At 55.3% G+C, this 19,261-nt stretch carries 17 protein-coding genes; 10 read left to right on the top strand and 7 right to left on the bottom strand.

Annotated elements, in window-relative coordinates:
- Positions 1-233 precede the first annotated feature (233 nt).
- The gene (locus P1K88_RS14095; protein ID WP_276410861.1) at positions 234-1,232 is read left to right on the top strand and encodes a tyrosine-type recombinase/integrase; all 999 of its coding nucleotides are present in this window, start codon (positions 234-236) and stop codon (positions 1,230-1,232) included.
- A 393-nt stretch (positions 1,233-1,625) separates the two neighbouring features.
- On the opposite strand, the gene P1K88_RS14090 is transcribed toward P1K88_RS14095, so the two are convergent.
- On the bottom strand, positions 1,626-3,863 hold the full coding sequence (locus P1K88_RS14090) for an amino acid permease (protein WP_276410860.1): 2,238 nt from the start codon (positions 3,861-3,863) through the stop codon (positions 1,626-1,628).
- The gene (locus tag P1K88_RS14085; protein WP_276410859.1) at positions 3,860-4,291 is read right to left on the bottom strand and encodes a universal stress protein; all 432 of its coding nucleotides are present in this window, start codon (positions 4,289-4,291) and stop codon (positions 3,860-3,862) included. Before P1K88_RS14085 ends, P1K88_RS14090 begins: the two co-directional genes overlap by 4 nt.
- A 199-nt stretch (positions 4,292-4,490) precedes the next feature.
- Between P1K88_RS14085 and P1K88_RS14080 the strand changes: the two genes are divergently transcribed.
- The 3 genes from P1K88_RS14080 to P1K88_RS14070 all read left to right on the top strand — a co-directional run bounded on the left by P1K88_RS14080 (position 4,491) and on the right by P1K88_RS14070 (position 7,352).
- Complete coding sequence (locus P1K88_RS14080; RefSeq protein ID WP_276410858.1) at positions 4,491-4,862, top strand: hypothetical protein; 372 nt, start codon at positions 4,491-4,493, stop codon at positions 4,860-4,862.
- Between the two features lie 208 nt (positions 4,863-5,070).
- Positions 5,071-6,408 carry a Trk system potassium transporter TrkA gene (gene trkA / locus P1K88_RS14075; RefSeq protein WP_276414151.1) on the top strand — a complete coding sequence of 446 codons (1,338 nt, stop codon included), beginning with the start codon at positions 5,071-5,073 and terminating at the stop codon, positions 6,406-6,408.
- A gap of 458 nt (positions 6,409-6,866) precedes the next feature.
- A complete protein-coding gene (locus P1K88_RS14070) occupies positions 6,867-7,352 on the top strand; it encodes a cation:proton antiporter regulatory subunit (RefSeq protein WP_276410857.1) in 486 nt (161 codons plus the stop codon).
- 8 nt (positions 7,353-7,360) lie between these two features.
- Here the strand turns inward: P1K88_RS14070 and P1K88_RS14065 are convergent, their stop codons facing one another.
- On the bottom strand, positions 7,361-8,560 hold the full coding sequence (locus P1K88_RS14065) for a cation:proton antiporter (RefSeq protein ID WP_276410856.1): 1,200 nt from the start codon (positions 8,558-8,560) through the stop codon (positions 7,361-7,363).
- Positions 8,561-8,619: 59 nt separating this feature from the next.
- Positions 8,620-9,102 carry a cation:proton antiporter regulatory subunit gene (locus P1K88_RS14060; protein WP_276410855.1) on the bottom strand — a complete coding sequence of 161 codons (483 nt, stop codon included), beginning with the start codon at positions 9,100-9,102 and terminating at the stop codon, positions 8,620-8,622.
- Between the two features lie 198 nt (positions 9,103-9,300).
- On the opposite strand from P1K88_RS14060, the gene P1K88_RS14055 reads away from it, so the two are divergent.
- The gene (locus P1K88_RS14055) at positions 9,301-9,711 is read left to right on the top strand and encodes a hypothetical protein (RefSeq protein ID WP_276410854.1); all 411 of its coding nucleotides are present in this window, start codon (positions 9,301-9,303) and stop codon (positions 9,709-9,711) included.
- An 877-nt stretch (positions 9,712-10,588) separates the two neighbouring features.
- Here P1K88_RS14055 and P1K88_RS14050 read toward each other — a convergent pair.
- The 3 genes from P1K88_RS14050 to P1K88_RS14040 form a co-directional block, all read right to left on the bottom strand.
- Positions 10,589-11,788: an NAD-binding protein gene (locus P1K88_RS14050; RefSeq protein WP_379786768.1), complete on the bottom strand. Its 1,200-nt coding sequence runs from the start codon at positions 11,786-11,788 to the stop codon at positions 10,589-10,591.
- Positions 11,785-12,210, bottom strand: a complete 426-nt coding sequence (locus tag P1K88_RS14045) for a hypothetical protein (protein ID WP_276410852.1) — start codon at positions 12,208-12,210, stop codon at positions 11,785-11,787. Before P1K88_RS14045 ends, P1K88_RS14050 begins: the two co-directional genes overlap by 4 nt.
- Before the next feature lie 368 nt (positions 12,211-12,578).
- The gene (locus P1K88_RS14040) at positions 12,579-12,788 is read right to left on the bottom strand and encodes a diadenylate cyclase (RefSeq protein ID WP_276410851.1); all 210 of its coding nucleotides are present in this window, start codon (positions 12,786-12,788) and stop codon (positions 12,579-12,581) included.
- 675 nt (positions 12,789-13,463) lie between these two features.
- Here P1K88_RS14040 and P1K88_RS14035 point away from each other — a divergent pair.
- The 5 genes from P1K88_RS14035 to P1K88_RS14015 all read left to right on the top strand — a co-directional run bounded on the left by P1K88_RS14035 (position 13,464) and on the right by P1K88_RS14015 (position 19,260).
- A complete protein-coding gene (locus tag P1K88_RS14035) occupies positions 13,464-13,982 on the top strand; it encodes a hypothetical protein (RefSeq protein WP_276410850.1) in 519 nt (172 codons plus the stop codon).
- A gap of 545 nt (positions 13,983-14,527) precedes the next feature.
- Positions 14,528-15,208 carry an IS6 family transposase gene (locus P1K88_RS14030; protein WP_276410849.1) on the top strand — a complete coding sequence of 227 codons (681 nt, stop codon included), beginning with the start codon at positions 14,528-14,530 and terminating at the stop codon, positions 15,206-15,208.
- A gap of 59 nt (positions 15,209-15,267) precedes the next feature.
- Positions 15,268-15,681, top strand: coding sequence for a hypothetical protein (locus P1K88_RS14025; RefSeq protein WP_276410848.1), 414 nt, complete (start codon positions 15,268-15,270; stop codon positions 15,679-15,681).
- 594 nt (positions 15,682-16,275) lie between these two features.
- Entirely contained in the window at positions 16,276-16,995 is a 720-nt protein-coding gene (locus P1K88_RS14020) for a universal stress protein (protein WP_276410847.1), read from the top strand.
- A gap of 33 nt (positions 16,996-17,028) precedes the next feature.
- Positions 17,029-19,260, top strand: a complete 2,232-nt coding sequence (locus P1K88_RS14015; RefSeq protein ID WP_276410846.1) for an amino acid permease — start codon at positions 17,029-17,031, stop codon at positions 19,258-19,260.
- The last annotated feature ends 1 nt before the right edge of the window (position 19,261 follow it).

Below are 19,261 nucleotides of genomic sequence, written 5' to 3'. Positions count from 1 at the left end.
GTCGCTCACGGGGTTCGGTATGGATTGGGGCGGATTCTCATCGGAGAACGGCTCGCTGCTCGCCTTGCAGAGTCCGAATCCGACGACCCGTTTCGATCTCGCGGAGTTCTCGCTCCGCTCGTCCTTGCGAGATATCAGAAGTGGGTTGGGGCGGACAGGGTTCGTGGTACGTACCGACCCTTCGCTGCCGTTCGCGGGCCGGAGACGCTCTCTACTGGCGGTCCGTGAGAACAATGCACACGGACAAAGACGATCTCGAACCGCTCGATCCCGAGACCGGGGTCGAGCTGTTCCTCGAACACAAGGCGACCGACTGCACAGAATCGACCGTCCGGAACCATCGATACCGGATGAAGAAATTTCTGAACTGGTGCGACGCTGAGGACATCGATAACCTGAACGACCTGTCGGGCCGTGACGTTCAGCGGTTCCGGCTCTGGATTGCCGACGACGACGATGTCAACGCGCTCACGATGAAGAATCTGATGTCCGGCTTCCGCGTCTTTCTCAAATGGGCCGGCTCAGTGGAGGCGGTTCCGGAGAATCTCTACTCGAAGCTGATGATCCCTCGCGTCCGGCGGAGTGAACAGAGCAGCGAGAAGATTCTCGAAACCGAACGGGCAGAGAAAATCCTTGAGTACCTCTCACGGTACGAGTACGCGTCGACACATCACGTGTTGCTTGCGCTTCTCTGGGAGACCGGGATGCGAATGGGAGCCGCGTTCTCCCTCGATCTGGTGGACGTGGACTTCGACGAGGATTGCGTCGAACTCGTCCATCGACCCGATCAGGGGACGACACTGAAAAACGGGACAACCGGTGAGCGACTCATAGCGCTGTCCACGGAGCTGACGGAAGCGCTGGAAGATCACGTTGACGCGATCCGGCACGACGTCACCGACGATTACGGTAGAGAACCGCTCATTACTACGGAGTACGGCCGGATGCGTCGAACCACCATCAGAAGGAAGATCAACCAGGCCACCGCTCCGTGCTACATTAACGACCCGTGCCCGGACTGCGAGCAGGGCACCGACAAGAAGTGCCCGAAAGCAGTCAGTCCCCACGCGATTCGGCGCGGCAGCATCACGCACTTCCTCACGGAGGACGTGCCGGTCGAGGTGGTTAGCGACCGAATGAACGTGAGCCGGAAAGTGCTCGATAAGCACTACGACAAGCGGTCCGCGGAGGTGAAGCTGGAACAGCGCCGCGGATACCTTGACGAAGTCTGAAGGGTAGCGGCCTCACGAACCTCCTTCGATTCCTTTCGGGTAGAGCGTGTCATAGAATCATTCACGCACTCCTCGAACATCCAGCGGCCGGTACGTACAGGGCGCGTATCGGTCAGCGGTCTTCCGTTGAAACGTGGAGTTGCAAACCGGCCAATACAGAGGTTGTATTCATCACCCGAACACCGATACCTCGTTTTCCCGCCAACCGAGAGCGGGGTGCGTATCAAGAGACCACTCTCCGTTCTTCTGGTTTCTCTTCGCCCGCGGTCGGAGGATCGCATAGACAGCCTCATCCATCGGAACAGTCACTCTTGGCGTGACGGTGAGGGTGATCGTTCGGTCAGAAGGGAGACCCATCAAGCCTCTCGCTGCCGAAGATGGTTATGTCCAGTCTCAGAATAGCCGTTCGAGCAGTCCACGGTTGCGGTGTTTCTCCGCGAGTAGGACCGAACACTCCACGTCGTCAACGATGTCCAGCACGAGCGATCTGGAGACGAGTCGGCGAAGTAGCCCCTCCTCGGTCGCGCCGATGAGCAGGAGTGTGGCGTCATGAGATGCGTTCTGGATCGCCGTCTCGATGTCACCGGATTTGACGAGGAGTTCGGCGTCCTCTAATTCCTGGTCGGCCGCCCAATCTTGGAGGAACTGCTCGCCTGCCTCACGGTCGTCGTTGACGTTGAGCAGCGTCACCTCGGAGTCGTATTCGGACTGGAGCAGCTTCGCAATGTCGGCTGACAGCTCAGAGTCAGGACCGCCAGCTGTGGGAAGCAGGATGCGCGAGGGGTCGAACCCGCGGTCACGGAGGACCAGGAAGTCACAGGGGACTGCCTCGGTCAGTTCGTCCATTGCCGATTCGGCCCGTCCTGGTGATCCGTGTGAGTCCGGCCCCCATCCCATCACGACGAGGTCGGCGGTATGTGTGCGGGCGGCGTCAAAGATGGCCTCGTAGGATTTGTGTGACAGGATAGTGTGTGTCTCGACATCGACGCCGAACGTTTCAGCGTCCTCGCGGGCGTTGTTGAGTAAGTGCTGTGAGCTCTTGTCTATCTCGTCGGACCGGTCGGCCGCGGCCGAGAGCGCCGTCTGGTCGGGCACCGTGACAATGTGGGTAGCAACCACCTTCCCGCCGCGCTGTTTGGCGATAGCGCTGGCCAGTGTGATGAGGTCCGTCTCATGTGCAGGGTTGGCCAGTGGCACCATCACGCGGTACTGCCCGCCGTCCGGCTGGACTCCAGTGGCCGCGCTGACAGCCGCGTCGGGCATCTCTCCGGACCGTGAGATGATGTGCTTCGACAAGATACCCTGTTTTTCGGTTCGTGAACGGGCGTAGAGTGCGTACCACAGCACTGCTGCGGCAGCAATGCCAAAGGAGAGCAACAGGGCGTCGCCGGCGACGAACACTAGCAACGCAAAGGAGAGAACGACACCGAGAATCGGCATCAGGGGATACAGCGGAACCACGAAATCTGGAGTGTACTCATCGGGGTTCACGTAACGCATGACGATGAGTGCAAGATTCAGCAACCCGTAGATGATGAGGTGTAGTCCCGATGCAGCACCCGAGAGCAGTGTCAGGTCCCCGATGATGATGAAGAGGAGAATGAGCCCGCCGGTGATGCCAATTGCTCTGTATGGTGTCCCGTACTTCGGGTGTATCTCGTTGAGTGCTGGTGTGACGATCCGGTCACGGCCCATGGCGAAGTTGATACGCGAGGACGCGAGGATGGAGGCGTTCGCACTGGAAGCGGTAGCGAGCAAGCCGCCGAACAGGAGTGCACCCCCCATTGCGGCCCCTTGGATGTAGTTACCAACCTCGACGACGGCGATGGGGTTCTCGGCGTCAGAACTGATGATGTCCGCGATGAATCCCTGTGGGACGGCCGCGCTCATGATCACCAGCACGAGAGCGTAGATGACGGTCACGATGACGACGCTGCCGATGACCGCCCGCGGCAGGTTCTTTCCGGGGTCTTTGATCTCCTCGGCCACGCTCGTAATCTGGACGAAGCCGAGATAGGAGACGAAGATGAGTCCCGTGGTTTCCAGCGTAGTGACGACGTCAGTAGCAGCCGGGAGGTTCGACGGCTCGGCTCTAAGCGTCCCGAGGAACGTGAACACAGTGAGGATACCGATAAGCAAGACAACGATGATGTTCTGTAATCGGCCGGTTTCCTTCGCCCCCACGTAATTGATGAGGACGAAGAAGGCCCCACCGACAAGCGCTATCAATTTCACCACGGTAATCGATATCGGACCGACGCCGACACTACCGGAGAGTCCGAAGATACGGGCAATGTAGCGGCCGAATCCGACCATGTAGAAGGCGCTGGCGAAGGCCAGTCCAAGCCAGTTGGCCCATCCGGCGACTGAGCCAAACATGGGGCCGAGAGCGTGATTGACATAGTAGTACGCCCCACCCGATCGGGGCATTGCGGTGCCGAGTTCGCTGGCTGACAGCGCCGTGAACATGGCAATCACGCCGCCGAGGATGAACGCTACAGATGCGAATGATCCAGCCTTGAGGATAGCCTCCCCGGGAAGGACGAATATGCCTGCCCCGATCATCGTTCCGACGCCGATGGTCAGGGCCGCCAGTGGTCCGAGGTCCTTGGCGAGGTCTTCGTCGCTCATTTTTCCTCCTCACGGGGAAGGGCAATGACGGGGCGGTCAGCCTTTGTGACCAGCTTCAGTGAAATGTCACCGGAGAGAAAATCCATAAGCCGGTTCCCGCCACGGGCTCGATAAGCAATAGCACTGGCATCAACCTCGTCGGCAGCTTTGAAGATCTCGTCGGCTACGTCCCGCCCGTAGGCGGTGTGGTCGTTGGCGTCGGGGAATACGGACCGGACGGCATCGTACGATTCCGCGGCCAGTTGTTCGGATTGTTCGACTGGTGACTTATCCGGTACACCACCCCCTTTCTCTACGACATGGAGGGCTGTCACATGATTCGGTCCGTAGGGTTTGAGAGCCTCCGCCGTTGCCAACGCGTCATCCTCGTTAGCGACGGGAAGAAGCACGTGTGCGAGGAGTTCCTCGTCCGTAGACTCACTGCTCATACTGGTCAGTACAGCCACTATCTGTTAAGAGTGTGTATCTACCGGATAGTACAGACCACTAGCGTACTTCTCTATCTTTGAGTTCGGAGAGAAGAATATTACCTACTTCTCCAGTATATTAATATCCGTTCCTTACTAATACCGAAAGAAGAAGTCCGTGACTGATACATTGAACCCGTCCCAATCACGCCTGGCGAGGATGGCAGTCCTTCTTGAGTCGTATCTCAAACTCTCATTTTTTGTCGGTATTCGTGGTACTATCCTCGTGACTACCGTGTTCCTGCTATACCTCGGCATAGCCATCTCTGCGATTCTATTCGGCTGGCCCGAGCTATCGTATCCAATCCTTTCGCTCGAATCAGATCCGTTCTTCGTCAGTAGTGGGGCACTTGTTGGACTGTTTCTCGTCCAGACTTCCGGATCGCTCGTTTTGTATCATCTCTTGATGGGAGTAGAAGACGACAAATCGCAGTTCACTGTCCTGTGGGGCTTCATCAGTCTCGGCTTCGGTGGGGCACTGCTCCGGATTACCCTCCCGCCAGCGATTCAGTTGGTCTCGACAGTGATTTGATCTGGCTCATCACTTGTAGCGGTGGAGAACTCTACAGGCGGAGCAAGCCAAGTGCCTCAGGGATTGATTTGAGGTGGTTCACGGGCACCTGTTCAGTGTTTGGACAGTACGTTCAGGAGCGGGAAATCCCTCTCCACTAGCGATACGTGCGGAACACCCTTTAGGAGAAGTCATCTATTAGTCACGTATGAACGGTTCCCGGGAGTCGATGCGAGTAGTAATCGTCGGCGCTGGCGAGGTCGGAGCGAATATCGCTACGAGTCTTGCTGCAGACCACGATGTCGTCGTTATTGACACCAACCCGGAAAAGGTCGAACAACTCACCTATTCTACAGATGTGCTGCCGATCAAAGGAGATGGGAGTTCTCTGGAGACACTACAACAAGCCAATATAACAGAGGCGGATATGCTGGTTGCGAGTACTGACAACGACAAGACGAACCTAGTCACGTGTGGAACAGCGAAAACTGTCAGTGACGCCTTTACAATTGCCAGAGTTCGTGATAAGACGTTTTTCAAGACGTGGAAGCAGTACGAGGGAGCTTTCGGTGTCAACTTCATGGTCTCGACGAATCTCCAGACAGCAGACAACGTCGCTCGTATCATTGGACTGCCATCCGCAATTGATGCTGAGACATTCGCCAGTGGCCTTGTCCAGATGGCTGAGTTTGAGCTTACCGGAGACAACGAACTTGTCGGTCAAACTGTTGCGGAGGCCGACCGATTCGAAGCACTGACTTTTGCTGCGCTCGCCCGAGATGGGAACATCATAATCCCGGACGGAGATACCGCTATCAAGGCCGGAGATAGGGTAATCGTCATCGGTGAGCCGACAAGCATTCAGGCTTTTTCGAGAACGGCTGCCTCACCGAATCTTCCAGACGGGAGCGACGATATTGTCATCGTCGGCGGCAGCGATATCGGATATTATACCGCAAACCGACTGGAAGAACAGAATATCGAGCCACGGTTGATCGAACAGGATGCAGATCGGGCTCAGGAGCTGGCCGAGACATTACAGCACACCTTGATACTCAACCACGATGCAACTGATGCAGAGTTCCTCTTCAACGAAAATATTGACCAGGCTGGAACACTCATCGCAGCGACAGACAGTGATGAGAAGAATCTCCTGGTTACCTTACTAGCCGAGAATATCGGTGTTCAGCGGACGGTCGCAATCGTTGAAGACGGGGAATACGCAACATTGTTTGAGGCGGTTGGCGTCGACGTTGCAGTCAACCCCCGAAAAGTAACTGCCGAAGAGATTATTCGCTTTACTCAGGAGGGGGAGATCGAAAATCTCTCGCTCATCGAAGGTCGCCAGGCAGAGGTTATCGAGATCGAAATCGGCGAAGAAAGTGTTCTCACTAATCGTCCAATCGAAGAGAGCGTCGCTGACCTTCCATCCGCCGTCGTCATTGGGGCAGTTACCCGCGACCATGAATTCGTTGTCCCCCGAGGAGATACCATAATTGAGACCGGCGACCACGTTGTGCTCTTTGTGAGAACTAATATCGTCTCGGAGGTCCTGAACGCCCTTTGAAGAAGTCTCACAAAATGAACGTGATTTAATAAGGCGGGTCATATTATATCTGAGTATATCATTTCTGTATAGCGGCTAAAACCGTTCGAACGGCTGAATTGGGTCATTTAGTACAGTTAGTAAACTCTGGAGATGAGTACCAACCTGGTCCAGTAAAGTGAGAACTCAACTCACACGAGTGTGGCGGTCCGGTATGAGAATGTCGCCAAGCGACCTACAACTAATGGCCCTCCTGCTGTATAGAACGCGCGTACCGGCCATCACTTCGGTGCTTGATGTGACCGAATTGACTCATCTGATTCAGACGAAGCCACTATCAAGGCACACCTGGCTCGAATAACGGAAGGCAGGAGTGTTCCGTGCATTCGTGCGTCGCACGTGTTTCCGATGCTATCTCAAGCCCACGACATAGCGAAGAGAAGCCACAGTATTATTCGGAAGGCTGACCGACAGTTGGTATGACCGTCTACGAGACTGACCTCCCGGGGGTCGGCCGTAAATTCGATCTCGAACTAGCCGATGACAGCCTTGCATCGGTCGTCGTCCATCATGATGGGCGCTGTGAACTCTACAGACGAACCAACCGAGAAGCGAACGGTGAGAAACTCCTTGATCTGGCGGGAGATGAAGCGAACAAGCTCGGGTCGATTCTCGAAGGGGCGTACTTCGAGTCGGTGAACGTGAACGAACTAACAGTCCCGCTCGGTGATGCCATCATCGAATGGATCGACATCTCAGTGGACTCCCCTATCGCAGGACAGACACTAGAGGAAAGCAAAATCAAAAGCCACACAGGCACGACGGTAATCGCCGTCCAGCGGGACACTGAAACAATACCGAATCCAGCATCTGATTTCGAACTCAACAGCGAGGACATCCTCGTCGCCATCGGAACACGAGAGGAACACGCAGCGCTGAATGAGTTGATCCAAAGCGGCACGTGACAACGTCGTCACTCTGGCGAGAATGTTCGTGCAACCTGTTCGATGAGATGTGCGTTCCGCATTAGTATCGTACCAAGGATACTCGTGAGCAAGACGTAGCCGACAGTGAACGCTGGAATCGTCTCCCTGAGAGCGTCAGTGGTCCCCGTAGTGACGAGAAATGCTGCAATCACCAGCGAGAACTCTCCACGGGGAACGAGCGCACTCGCCATCCGCGATGCCTGCTCGATCGAGAGGCCGAAACTCCGACCGGCGAAGAACCCGCTCAGGATCTGTCCAACCACCGTGACCATAACGGCAACGAGAACGAATCCCGCGACCGAGAGCACGAGCCGAGGGTCGGTCTGGAGGCCGATGACGAAGAAGAACACTGCCGCGAAGAGGTCACGACTCGGAGCGAGTTTGGTCTCGATTCGCTCGACGTGGGACGTCTGTCCGAACGCCAGGCCGACGAGGAACGCCACGATGGCGTCACTGACGCCGGCGGCGAAGCCGAGTCCCGCGACGAGCGCTGTCAGACCGAGGACGCCGAGGAGGAACAGTTCACTCGACTGGATGTCGAACGCTCGGTCGAGGTACTCCCCACCGTAGTAGGCGAACAGCGACAGTGCCACCAACACAACTGCTGCCTGTCCGAGTGTCCGACCGAGTGAAGCAATGTCGGCAGCGCCAAGCAGAACTGCCGAAAGAACGGCGAATACGGCAGCAGTGAGTATGTCCTCGATGACGATCACACCGAGAATCGCCTCGCTCTCTGTATTGACGATCCATTCTAAATCAAGGAGGGATTTAGCGATAATGACCGTTGAGGAATTGAACGCGATGAGGCCGATGAACAGTGATTCGAGAAGCGTGAACCCGAAGAGAAAACCGACAATGATACCGAGTGGGAAACTGACGCCGATGTCGATTGCTCCAGCTCGGAGGAACTGCGAGCGTTTCTGGAGTAATGACGTCAGGCTCAACTCCAGGCCGACAAAGAACAACAGAAATATCACACCTAGGTCGGCCAACAGCCGAATGAACTCCGTCGAGTCCACGACGGTGAGAGAGACGCCACCAATTGAGGGTGCAAAGGGACCGATGAGAACACCGACGAGAATGTACGCCGGAATGACCGATTGGCCGATTCGAACGGCAATCAAGCCGCCCAACGTAAGAACTGTAAGAAATACACCGGCCGAAAGTATGAGACTCGTCGAAGCCACGGATGTGACAGGTATCTACAGGTGAATTATTGTTCCGGTGGTGGCTCGCGTGCCATAGCCTATTCGAGTTTCGAGAGCAGCTCTTCAAGCGCTTGATGTGCATCGTCATCACCGACGACGACGAGAACGTCATCCGCTAATAGCTGCGTGTTCGGGGTCGGGTTTGCGATTATCTGGTCATCGCGTTCGACAGCGAGGACAGAGATTCCCGTCCTCGTTCGGATACCGACATCACCGATCGTCTGTCCAGTGACCGGTGAACCCGTTGGGATAGCCACCCATTTGATACGAGCGCCCGAGAGCGCGTCGTCGAGCTCGTCGGAGACGGGCTGGAAAAAGACGCCTTCGAAGATTTCCGCAATTTTCTCAGCATCGCGCTCACTCGTCGTGAACAGTTTTTCGCCGTCGCCGTCCGGGTCATCTTGCCAAAACGCCGTTCGTGTTCCGTCGTTGTGGATAACGATTGTGAACGTCCCTCCGTCGGGAAATGAAACCTCGTAACGCCGTCCGACGCCGGGAAGCTGTGTCTCAAAAATCTTCATACCCATGTTGGACCGAGCATCGTAATTATTGTTCGGACGACACCGATATCAAAACCGTTCGTGCAGCCATCATGTGTAGGGTGTCATACAACGTTTCTCATACCCGGTCTTCGCATCTTCGAGTTGGTCAGTACAGAGCGTGCAGTTAATATCGAGATAAAGCTGAGGGTTTTAGTCTTGAATCACTAACGGTTGTGTATGCCTCTGATAGCAGCCGGAGAGGGGCCAGTATCAGCAACAGCACAATGGCTGGACGGATTGTGGAAGTATTACCGTGAATACACCCATACTGCGATTCATACAGCTTCAGCGGCGGCGCTTACCGCCTTTGGGCTGCTCATCTTCATCGACCGGCTCTTTGTGGTGCTGGCAATTGCCGCATATATCTGCCCCCCTCTTTTTCTCTACAGTATTGGCGCTGACGCCGGGAAAACTTCGAACTCATCGAACTCGGCTACCGTCCAAACCGATTCGAAGCCAAGTTCGGTTACCGACATAGATAGCGATGACGAGGACAGCGATTCCGATAGTGACGATGGTGACGCTGATTCGGATGGAAGAGACGCTGACGCAGATGCTGACGGTGGGGATGCTGACGCTGATGGGTGACCGACTGGTACTATCTCTTTCGACCAGAGTTTCACTATCGATGGGCGGTGGTGCAGAAGTCTTCACAGACCCTCTACCGCCAGATCTCGATTTATAATGTCACTTGACTGCTCTTCAGGAATCGGAAACAAATCTTCGCTAATTAACCGGTCACTGATGAGGTCAACTCAAACTGAAATCCGCCGAGTTAGACCTTGAAACGTATTCTGCACCACCGCCTATCGATGGATAAGCAGATGTACTGAGAAGATAGTTCTTCTTCAAAAATCCTGAAACAAACTACCTCGTGAACTGTTCTATGACACCCTAATCATGTGTATAACCTGAATTCGATTCGGTTACAGAATAGAAGTGGTTTAACAACGGACCAGAGCGTATTATTAGCAAATGCCTACAGACCCACCAACGGACAATCGGGATTCCGACCAGCCCTCAGAGGAAACAGTCTACGAGGAGATGGAACCGTTCGTACCCTATACCACGCAAGAACTGGCAGACCGTATCGGAACGTCTCTCGGTAATATGTGGTCGATACTTCGACGTCTCGCCGGGGCGGGGAAGGTTCGAAAGAAGGAACCGGAACCCAATCTCCGAATTTGGATGCGTGAACCGCCCGATAATACCTGTCCACACTGTGACTACGAATTCGAAGTGAAGTTTCTCCACCCCGTATTATCTTCTGTCAGGTATTGTCCAAACTGTGGCAGGCAAGTGAATAACATCCAGTAAGTCTCGAATAAGGTAGGTGAGGTTGGAGAGTGAGATGATCACAGTTCGCCGTTATGATGGGACTCATCAGTCTCGGGTTCGGTGGAGCACTGCTCCGTGGTACGCTCCCTACAGCGCACTCAATCCTTAGCAAAATTTTCTGATGGGGTCATGAGGAATCTGGCTCATCATCACGCTGCTCATTCAGAAGGTCAAATCCGGTATCGGAATCGACTCCGAGAGCTGATTCCACGAGTTGCTGTGCGGCGATGACTGCCGGACTAATGACGGTATTCGCACCTGCACGTTCCAGTTTCTTCATGTTCTCGCGGTTGGTGGCAATAGCGAGGATATCAATCTCGGGATTGAGTTGTCGAACGGTCAGTATTGTCAACGCATCGGCTGCGTCGTCGTTTGTTGCGACAATAACTGTCCGGGCACGCTCAACGCCGGCCTGATGGAGAGAATCCTCATCATCTGGCTCCGCAGTGAGTGCATTAACGCCCCGATCAGTTAGTTCGCGCACAGCCTCTCTGTCGGGCGAGACGACGAGTACATCGCCACGGTTCTGGATGTCGTCGAGAATCACCTGAACGATATCACTGTATCCGAGGATGAGTATATGATCGTTGAGGAGTCCAAGTTCGTCTTCAGACATTCTCCCGAGTGCTTTCGCAAAGCGTGCTTGGATGAGTGGCCCCAAGAGTGTTCCGAGTGCAACCGCGAAACTGGCTGTTCCGATGATGACGACGGACATCCCGAACAGCCGTGCTACCTGTGATGTCGGCGCAGCATCACCGTATCCGACCGTACTGGCGGTAACCAGCGTGTAGTAGAACGCGTCCACGAGTGTACTGACATTAGTGAAATCTTCGCGGAGCGCGTAGGCTCCAGCGGTTCCATATACCTGTGCTCCGATGATCGCCATCCCGGCAGCGATTTGACCAGTCGTCAGTTCCACCGCTCGGTCGAATTGCCGGCGATTGTACAGGACGTTCGGCATCGCCAGGATGGAGAGAACGATCAGTGGCACCGAGAGCGGACTCGACTGCAACACGCCCTGGAGTGCCGTGACAGGCAATAGAATGACAGTCGAGTACCAGGCAATTCGAAGCCTGCGACGCATTCCGTAGGCACTCCCGATCATGAGAAAACCGGTTAATGCCCCGGTAAATCCAGCCGTGCGCTGGATTGCGGGTGGGATGAATTCGGCGATAGGACCGGCAACAGACTGCGCACTGATATTTGCGATTCCCGTCACAACGGACAGTAATGCGACAGCAGCAGTAAGGGTGATAGTCACACGGAGTCCGAGGGCTTGCCAGCCAATCCAGTGATCCCGTACTCGTGACAGTAGTGACGTACTCATGCGTTGCTGGACGCGTGGTCGCTCTCAGTAATGACTTCGATTGTGATTCCCGTCGTTTCGTGAATGAGTTGTTCAGGATCATGATCCAGGTCGAGAATCTTTTCGAGAAGCTGTTTCCACCGGTCACGACGATATTTGCTCAGGACAATACAATCCGTGTCGAACTGGATCGCCGCTTCGATAATCGCCTCTTCAGCAAAAAACCCGTCGCGCACGACGTAACTTGCAGTAAGTCCGTCGAACGCGGATTCAACGGCGTCGCGTAACGACTGTCGATTGATACGCTGATCTTTCTGCACCTCGTTCATGTGGAAAATGAGGAGTTCCGAATCGTCATCGGCATCTACAAGCGCAATCCCTCGCCGGATCGCCTGTTTGTTGGTCTCTGTGAGCGGATATCGGACGGGAACAAGGACGTTCATGAGTGGGAGTCTCCCTCGCTATACCTGTTCTCCACACCGGGTGATGAAATTTGACTTCATATTTGTACCTGCAGTTTGCACACTCTTGAACTGATGCGTCTCGAATCCAGATGGCCTGGTTTGGCTTGGATTTCTTTTTTGGAAGCTTCCCCGAGCTAGAGAGCCGTTGCATAAGCTTGCGAACGCAGTCTTTCGGGACATCAAAAGACGAGACGAGTTCCCCCGCAGTGTATGGCTCAAAAACCTATTCGTAATAAATGTCGTCCGTTGTAAGACCCTGATCGTCGTCTCCTCCCATACTACCGCTTCGATAGACTTGCTCATAAAGACCCTCTCCAGTCTGAAGGATAGCTATAGGCGGCATACATTCACTCTCTCGACCGCCAGACACCACCCAATTTTTCGCGTAGATAGTCGTCGTAGTCACCGTCCTTGAATATGGACATTCGGCCGTTCTCTTCGCTGAGTGTAACCGTGGCTACCACCTCTTCACGGACGGAGACCTCGATTGCGCTCATGTGTTTTGTACCCATCCAGTCGGCGTACTCGATAGCCTGGCTTTTTGTCTGTAGTCCCATTGCCGCTCTGGCTTTTGATGCGGACCATTTGCTCCTGGATGGTTCCATCCGTACTGATTATGACTGCACCGTCGTTTGTGTGCCCGACCGCTCGGGCTGACGTGACAAACCTGTCGAGATCTTCAGTCACGACGTGGCAGTCCTCGGTCGGCCAGTGACTGCCACTCATCGGGTCGGCATATTCGCCGGAGTGCACGCCAGTGACAATGACAAAATACAGCCCTGGCCCACGGATGTGGTCATCACCCCATCGATCGAATCCGAGACTGATACTCTCGACCGCATACGTGATGAAATCGATGAGTTCGTCTACGGTTATGTACTCTACGCGTAACGGATCTGGCTTAGTCACGAGAATCCATCCTGTTTTCTGAGATTACTGCCGCCAGAGAGGGAGTTCGATCGTTAGAGCGTGTCATAGAAAGCTTCGCACGCACTGTCTATCCAAGTCCTGTCAGGACTCGCGTGGAAGAGACAGGGCGCATATCGGCCAACCATATACGAGAGGTGACAGGCTTCCAAATCGAGTCAGAAACTTAATTTGGTTTTTCATCGTAGTATGATACCATGGCACAAAATACTACCATCGATCAACGTCTCAGCGACGAATCTCTCCAGCCATTCAGTGGACGGATATTACCAGGTATCTGCTTCGAGAGCGGACACAGTATCTGGTTGTACGACTTCGAATCGACGCCGACCGACCTCGGCGGATACAGGGAGTTCTGGGTCGTCGAACCAGACGACACGCGGATCCTCTATTATGACACAGAAGGTGCCGATGCTGAAATTGCCGCCTTCCACGATTGGAGTCGGTCAATAATGGCCGAGATGGAGTGGGAATGGACCACCGACCACATCGACATTACCGTCAACGTGAGTGAGGGGGCAACCATCGAACTCGAGGGGACAGTTGATGACTCCGTGATGAGCCGAGTATTGACACTTATGCAACGGTCTCTCCCCGAGCCGCTGCACAGACGGATGTTTGGGCGACACACGGAAACCGGGAAGTTTGGCCATCTCAAGACGCCGAGGGTACGCGTCGTTACACGGGCGACTGCACGAATGGATGGCAGGTCGCTCGGAGCAGTCCAGCCACCGGATGAGCCGGTCACCTTCGGTGAAGTAAGCGCCTTCGATCACCCGTATGTCTTCGTCGGGGATCTACTGTTGGAGTATCCCGACGAATGACTCTGATGAATGCTACAAGAACCTATGAGATACCATCACATACGGATTATTCTCCGTGACTCGAAAATAGCCCCTGCTGAATACACCCTCTGGGCCTTGTTTAGACGCACCTGAAGGCGTCGGTTAGTGTCTGTATCGGGCAAACAGAACCAGCCCGGGAGTGCCTCTCGACTCGGTTTCGGTGTTTGGGTACAAGCCGTAGAGGACGATATGCACCGCGTCTAAACAAGGCTGACACTCTGTATTCAACAGCCACTTTTTTGATGGTTTCTCGGTAGGTCATCGTGGGGCGTGCGAGATACAGAGAAGTAGATAGAACACCGACACCTGTGCCCGCTACGAGGTGACTGTCAGAGTCACTGACGAGAGCATGGAAGTCACCGGGGAATGTCTCGAACGGCAGCGGCACCCGCTTTGAGTGCTTCATGCATCCGAAGCCCACACACTTAGTCGAGACTGTATATCAAGTTTTGTGATAATATGAAATAAACGGCACTGTCTAGTTGAGGGATTGAGAAGTGAGCAGGCCGTAGCGAGAGGTGTTCATGTCACTCGCAGACCTGCTCAGAGAAACGTTAGAGGAGGACAGTCAAGACGTTTGGGAGAACGAGCGCACCCCGACACCCGTCCGGCGATTTGGAGTGCGTCTCCACACGGCGGGGCTGTCGATCAGGGAGACGGTGGCGATCTTAGACCTGCTGGGTGTCGATCGCTCTCACGGTGCGGTCTGGAACTGGGTGCATACGCTGTCCGAGGCTCAGAGCGACCCGCCGACGGCGTCGCCGTCGCGGGTCGCGGTCGATGAGAAACAGATCGAGGTTGACGGCGAGAAAAAGTGGTTGTACGCCGCTGTCGACACCGAATCAAAACTGCTGCTCGAAGTTGACGTGTTCAGCCGCCGCGGGACTGACCCCGCGGCGGCGTTCCTGCATCGGCTCACCGAGAAACACGATGTCGCCGAGACAGAGTTTCTCGTCGATGCTGGCGGCTACCTGACTGCCCTCTCACGTCACGATTTGAGCGGTCGGCTTGACTACCGAATCCGGAACCACATCGAAAAGTGGTTCCAGACTGTGACCATGCGAATCGACCGCTTCCATTCCTTCTGGAGGGGCAGTCAATCCAGCGCGAAACAGTGGATACGACGCTTTAGACACCACTACAACCACGAACGACCGAACCAGGCACTCGACGGACGAACGCCAGCGGAGGAGGTTCAGAACTAGACAGTGCCAAATAAACATAATTATATCAACTCAGAGAACTTATTACACAGAGATTGTCAATGGCAACTGAAGAGACAAACCCAACGAGCAAAGAGGCGTCATCACCCGAGTTCTACGTCCCGGCGACGTTCCAGTTCTCGCCAGAACCTGGCAGAATCGAGCGCATACTTGTTGGACTGTTCCACGAGCGTGGGGGCGACTTAGAGGCGAGGATTGTCTCTGAGGAACCCACCAAAGAGTTCTATACGCCAGCGATGTATCAGTTCTCGACAGATCCAGGCCGTATCGAACAGTTCCTCAACACGGTGTTTCAGGAGCGTGGCGAACAAGAGTTCAAGACTGTGCCCGAGTCATTCGTCGACATATTCTACCTACCCGGGTCGAATATGGACGCATTCCGACGACGGAATACCCAGGACCACGTCCCACTGGAGCCAGCGCCAGAAGTAATCTCGAAAAAACCATCCAAATAAGGAACCAGATGTGGGTCACTGTCACCGGCATTCCTATTATCCGGGGCGACGGACAGTAGACGTGTCCCGGCCGGTCCTCAACACCGGCTGTTCACCTGGTATCGGTCAAGCGACAGCCGAGAGATTTCGTGCCGATGACTGGGTAGTGTCTCTACCATCGGTCCCCCTACCGCCTGCACGTGCCAGTGCTGCCTCCAACTACGGGCGGGTCGTCACGGAGCCTCCACAGTCGATGGCGACCGTGCTGCATCTATCCTCTATATCTTGCACTACCTTCTGTAATCATACTCGATCCAGCATGTTTCTCCACCCGCTTGCACCGCAACAAATCGGCTGTGAACGTTTCTATGACACGCTATCGTTATTCAAAGAAACTAGTCGGGCTACTCTTGAAAAGAGCCCAACGAATGTGTCCGCACTGGCTACCCGTAATCTGGTGTCCTCCATCGTTTTGAGCCTGAAGAGACGGTACATCTATTTTTTGGGCGATATTAAGACTGTTTTCACCTAATCACACGCTGGCTACGAGAACGAAACTGCACAAACCATGTCTGGACACAAACAATGAAGCCACTCGTCTGAATACAGCTATATATGCCCCTCAGCGGTGATTCAACGATTCTCGTTCCGGTGGATGTCTCTGTGACAGACCCACCAGACCAGGGGATTCTCCAGCTTCTCAGACCGGTCAACGTTGTCGTCCTTGGGTACTACCCGGTTCCCAAACAGACAGCACCGGCCCATCTCCAAGCTGACCACGAATCCGAGGCGGCATCGCGGCTGGACGATATCGTCAATCAGTTCGACAGTGCTGGTCACGAAGTAGAGGGCGTTCTCGTGTTCACGAAAGACCGCGAGGACACAATCGACCGCGTCGCAGACCAACACGACTGTGGTGCGGTGCTTGTTCCGAACGAAATCGGCTCGATAGAGCGAATTCTCGTCCCGCTCCGGGGAGATGTCAATCTGGAGCGAATCATCTCACTCGTCGGTGACCTACTCCGGATGAACGATGCGACAGTCACCCTCTTTCACGCTAGCTCTACGGGAGCCGACCCGAGTCAGGGTGAGTTCATGCTCCGTGGTGCTGCCGATCGACTCTCCGAAGACGGCGTGGACCCCGAACGGATTGATTGGACCCTCGCAGAAGACGACGACCCGACGTCGGCTATCGTCAATCTGGCTGCCGAGTACGATCTGGTCATCCTCGGTGAGACGGAGCCAACACTTCGAGAGCGGATTATCGGGACTGTGTTGACCCCGGTCCTCGACAAAATCGACAAACCAACGATTATCGTCCGAGATATCGACTGAGATTCTAATGAATATAGTTTCCATTCGAACGGCATGACAGGCGGTAGTAGCGGTGAACTAGAACGAAATATCGGTTTCCTGGAAGCGATGACGCTCGGCGGCGGGACGATGATCGGGGCTGGAATCTTCATCCTGCCTGGCATTGCAGCGGAGGGCGCTGGCCCCGCAAGTTCGCTCTCGTTCGTGATTGCGGGGTTTGTCGCCCTGCTTGCAGCTCTCTCACTGTCTGAACTCGCTACTGGGATGCCCATTGCCGGTGGGAGTTACCACTACGTCAACCAGGCGCTCGGAGGGTTCTTCGGGAGTATCGTCGGATGGGGAATGTGGAGCGGCCTGATGTTTGCGAGCGCGTTCTACATGATCGGTTTCGGGCAGTATCTCGTCGCGCCGATACCGTTCCTCGACGGCCGCCTGTTCATCGTCCTGCTTGGACTCGTCGGCCTCGCACTGATAGTCGGCGTCAACTACTACGGCACGGAGGAATCCAGCCAACTCCAGAACGTCATGATCGGGGCCGAAACCGTCATCGTCCTGATCTACGTCGCTGTCGGACTGTTCTTCATCGACCCGGCGAATCTTGAGCCGTTCGCTCCGACTGGCCCGAGCGGGATTATCGCCACGACTGGCATCGTGTTCGTCTCGTTCCTCGGTTTCGAAATTATCGCTACGGTCGCCGGCGAAGTCAAAGACCCGAGTCGAAACATTCCGTTGACGATGCTTCTCTCCGTCGTGCTGGTGACTATCCTCTACGCGCTGGTGATGCTCGTCAGCACTGGAGTTCTCCCCTACGATTCGTTGGGCGATTCGCTCGTCCCAGTTTCAGATGTCGCCGTCGTCTATCTCGGTTCGATAGGCGTGGTCGCAATCGTAGCTGCCGCCGCGATTGCAGCGATTTCGAGTTCGAACTCGTCGATTCTCGCAGCGGCCCGGGTCAATTTCGCCATGGGGCGTGACGACCTCATGAGCGAGCACCTGAACGTCACGCACGACCGGTTCGGGACGCCACACCGGGCGATTATCGTCACCGGGGCTGTCACGGGGTTGCTCGTTACCGCCGGCCTCGGTGTCGAAACAATCGTTTCTCTCCTGGCCGAGGTGGCGAGTTTCAGCTTCCTCGTCTCGTATTCGCTCGTTCACGTCGCACTCGTCGTCTTCCGACGTGCCGACCCCGACGCGTACGACCCATCGTTCCGGATTCCGGACCTGCTCTACCCCGCCGTTCCGGTGTTGGGGATACTACTGACAGTACTCGTCATCTCACAGATGGCGACCGTCATCATTCTGCTTGGCCTCGGAATCGTCGCGCTCGGAGCCGGCTGGTACATCGTCTACGCCAGAGACCAGGGATTCGAGACGGGACTCATAACGGAAGCGTTGGAACCTGATATATCCGACGCGTATCGCGTCGTCGTGCCGATTTCGAACCCCGACACGCAACAGGATCTCATCCGACTCGGAGCAGCGACGGCGAAGGCCCACACAAATGATGGAACACCGGAACTGGTCGCTGTCAACGTCATCCAGGTCGCGGACCAATCACCACAACAGAACGTCGCAGCCGAGCGGCTCACCCACCAGCGGGAACTGCTCGAAGCCGCCCAACAGCACGCGACGGAGATGGACGTGAGGCTGCAGACACGCGCAGTGACCGGCCAGAACGTCGGAGAGACGATTCTGGAAACACTCATCGAGGAAGATGCCGACCAGGTCCTGCTCGGCTGGCAAGGCTCGCTCACCAAAGACGAGGCCGTATTCGGGCCGAATCTCGACCCCGTCGTCGAGCAGGCCCCGTGTGAAGTGTCACTCGTGACGCTGCACAACGAGAGAATCGGCAGCCCCATTGCACTGGCAGGACCCGGACCACACGCACCTGTAGCGGCCCGGAGAGCCGTCGAGTTTGCGACCCTCGACAACACAGTCCCGACACTGCTGAACGTCCAGAGTTCGACCGCCAGTGCCGACCCAATCGCACGCGGTGAGGAGACAATCACAGCCGTCGCTGAACGGGCAGGAATCAGGACCGACGAGTTCGAAACGAAGGTTCTGGTCAGCGATGACATCGAAGACACTATTCTCGATGCAGTACGTGACTACGACACGATCTGCGTCGGACTCTCCGAACGCGGCGAAGCAGCTCGACTCCGATTCGGTACGATTGCTGAACAAATCAGTCAACAGGCGACGGGTAACGTTGGGATTGTCCGGGGCCCCTACGACAGTACATCGACGAAAACGGAACCTGTCGAGACAGTAGAACCGAAGTAGA

Source organism: Haloarcula halobia, assembly GCF_029338255.1.
GTDB classification, from domain to species: domain Archaea; phylum Halobacteriota; class Halobacteria; order Halobacteriales; family Haloarculaceae; genus Haloarcula; species Haloarcula halobia.
The sequence above is the reverse complement of the archived record's forward strand: the minus strand, read 5'-3'. Positions and strand labels throughout refer to the sequence as shown.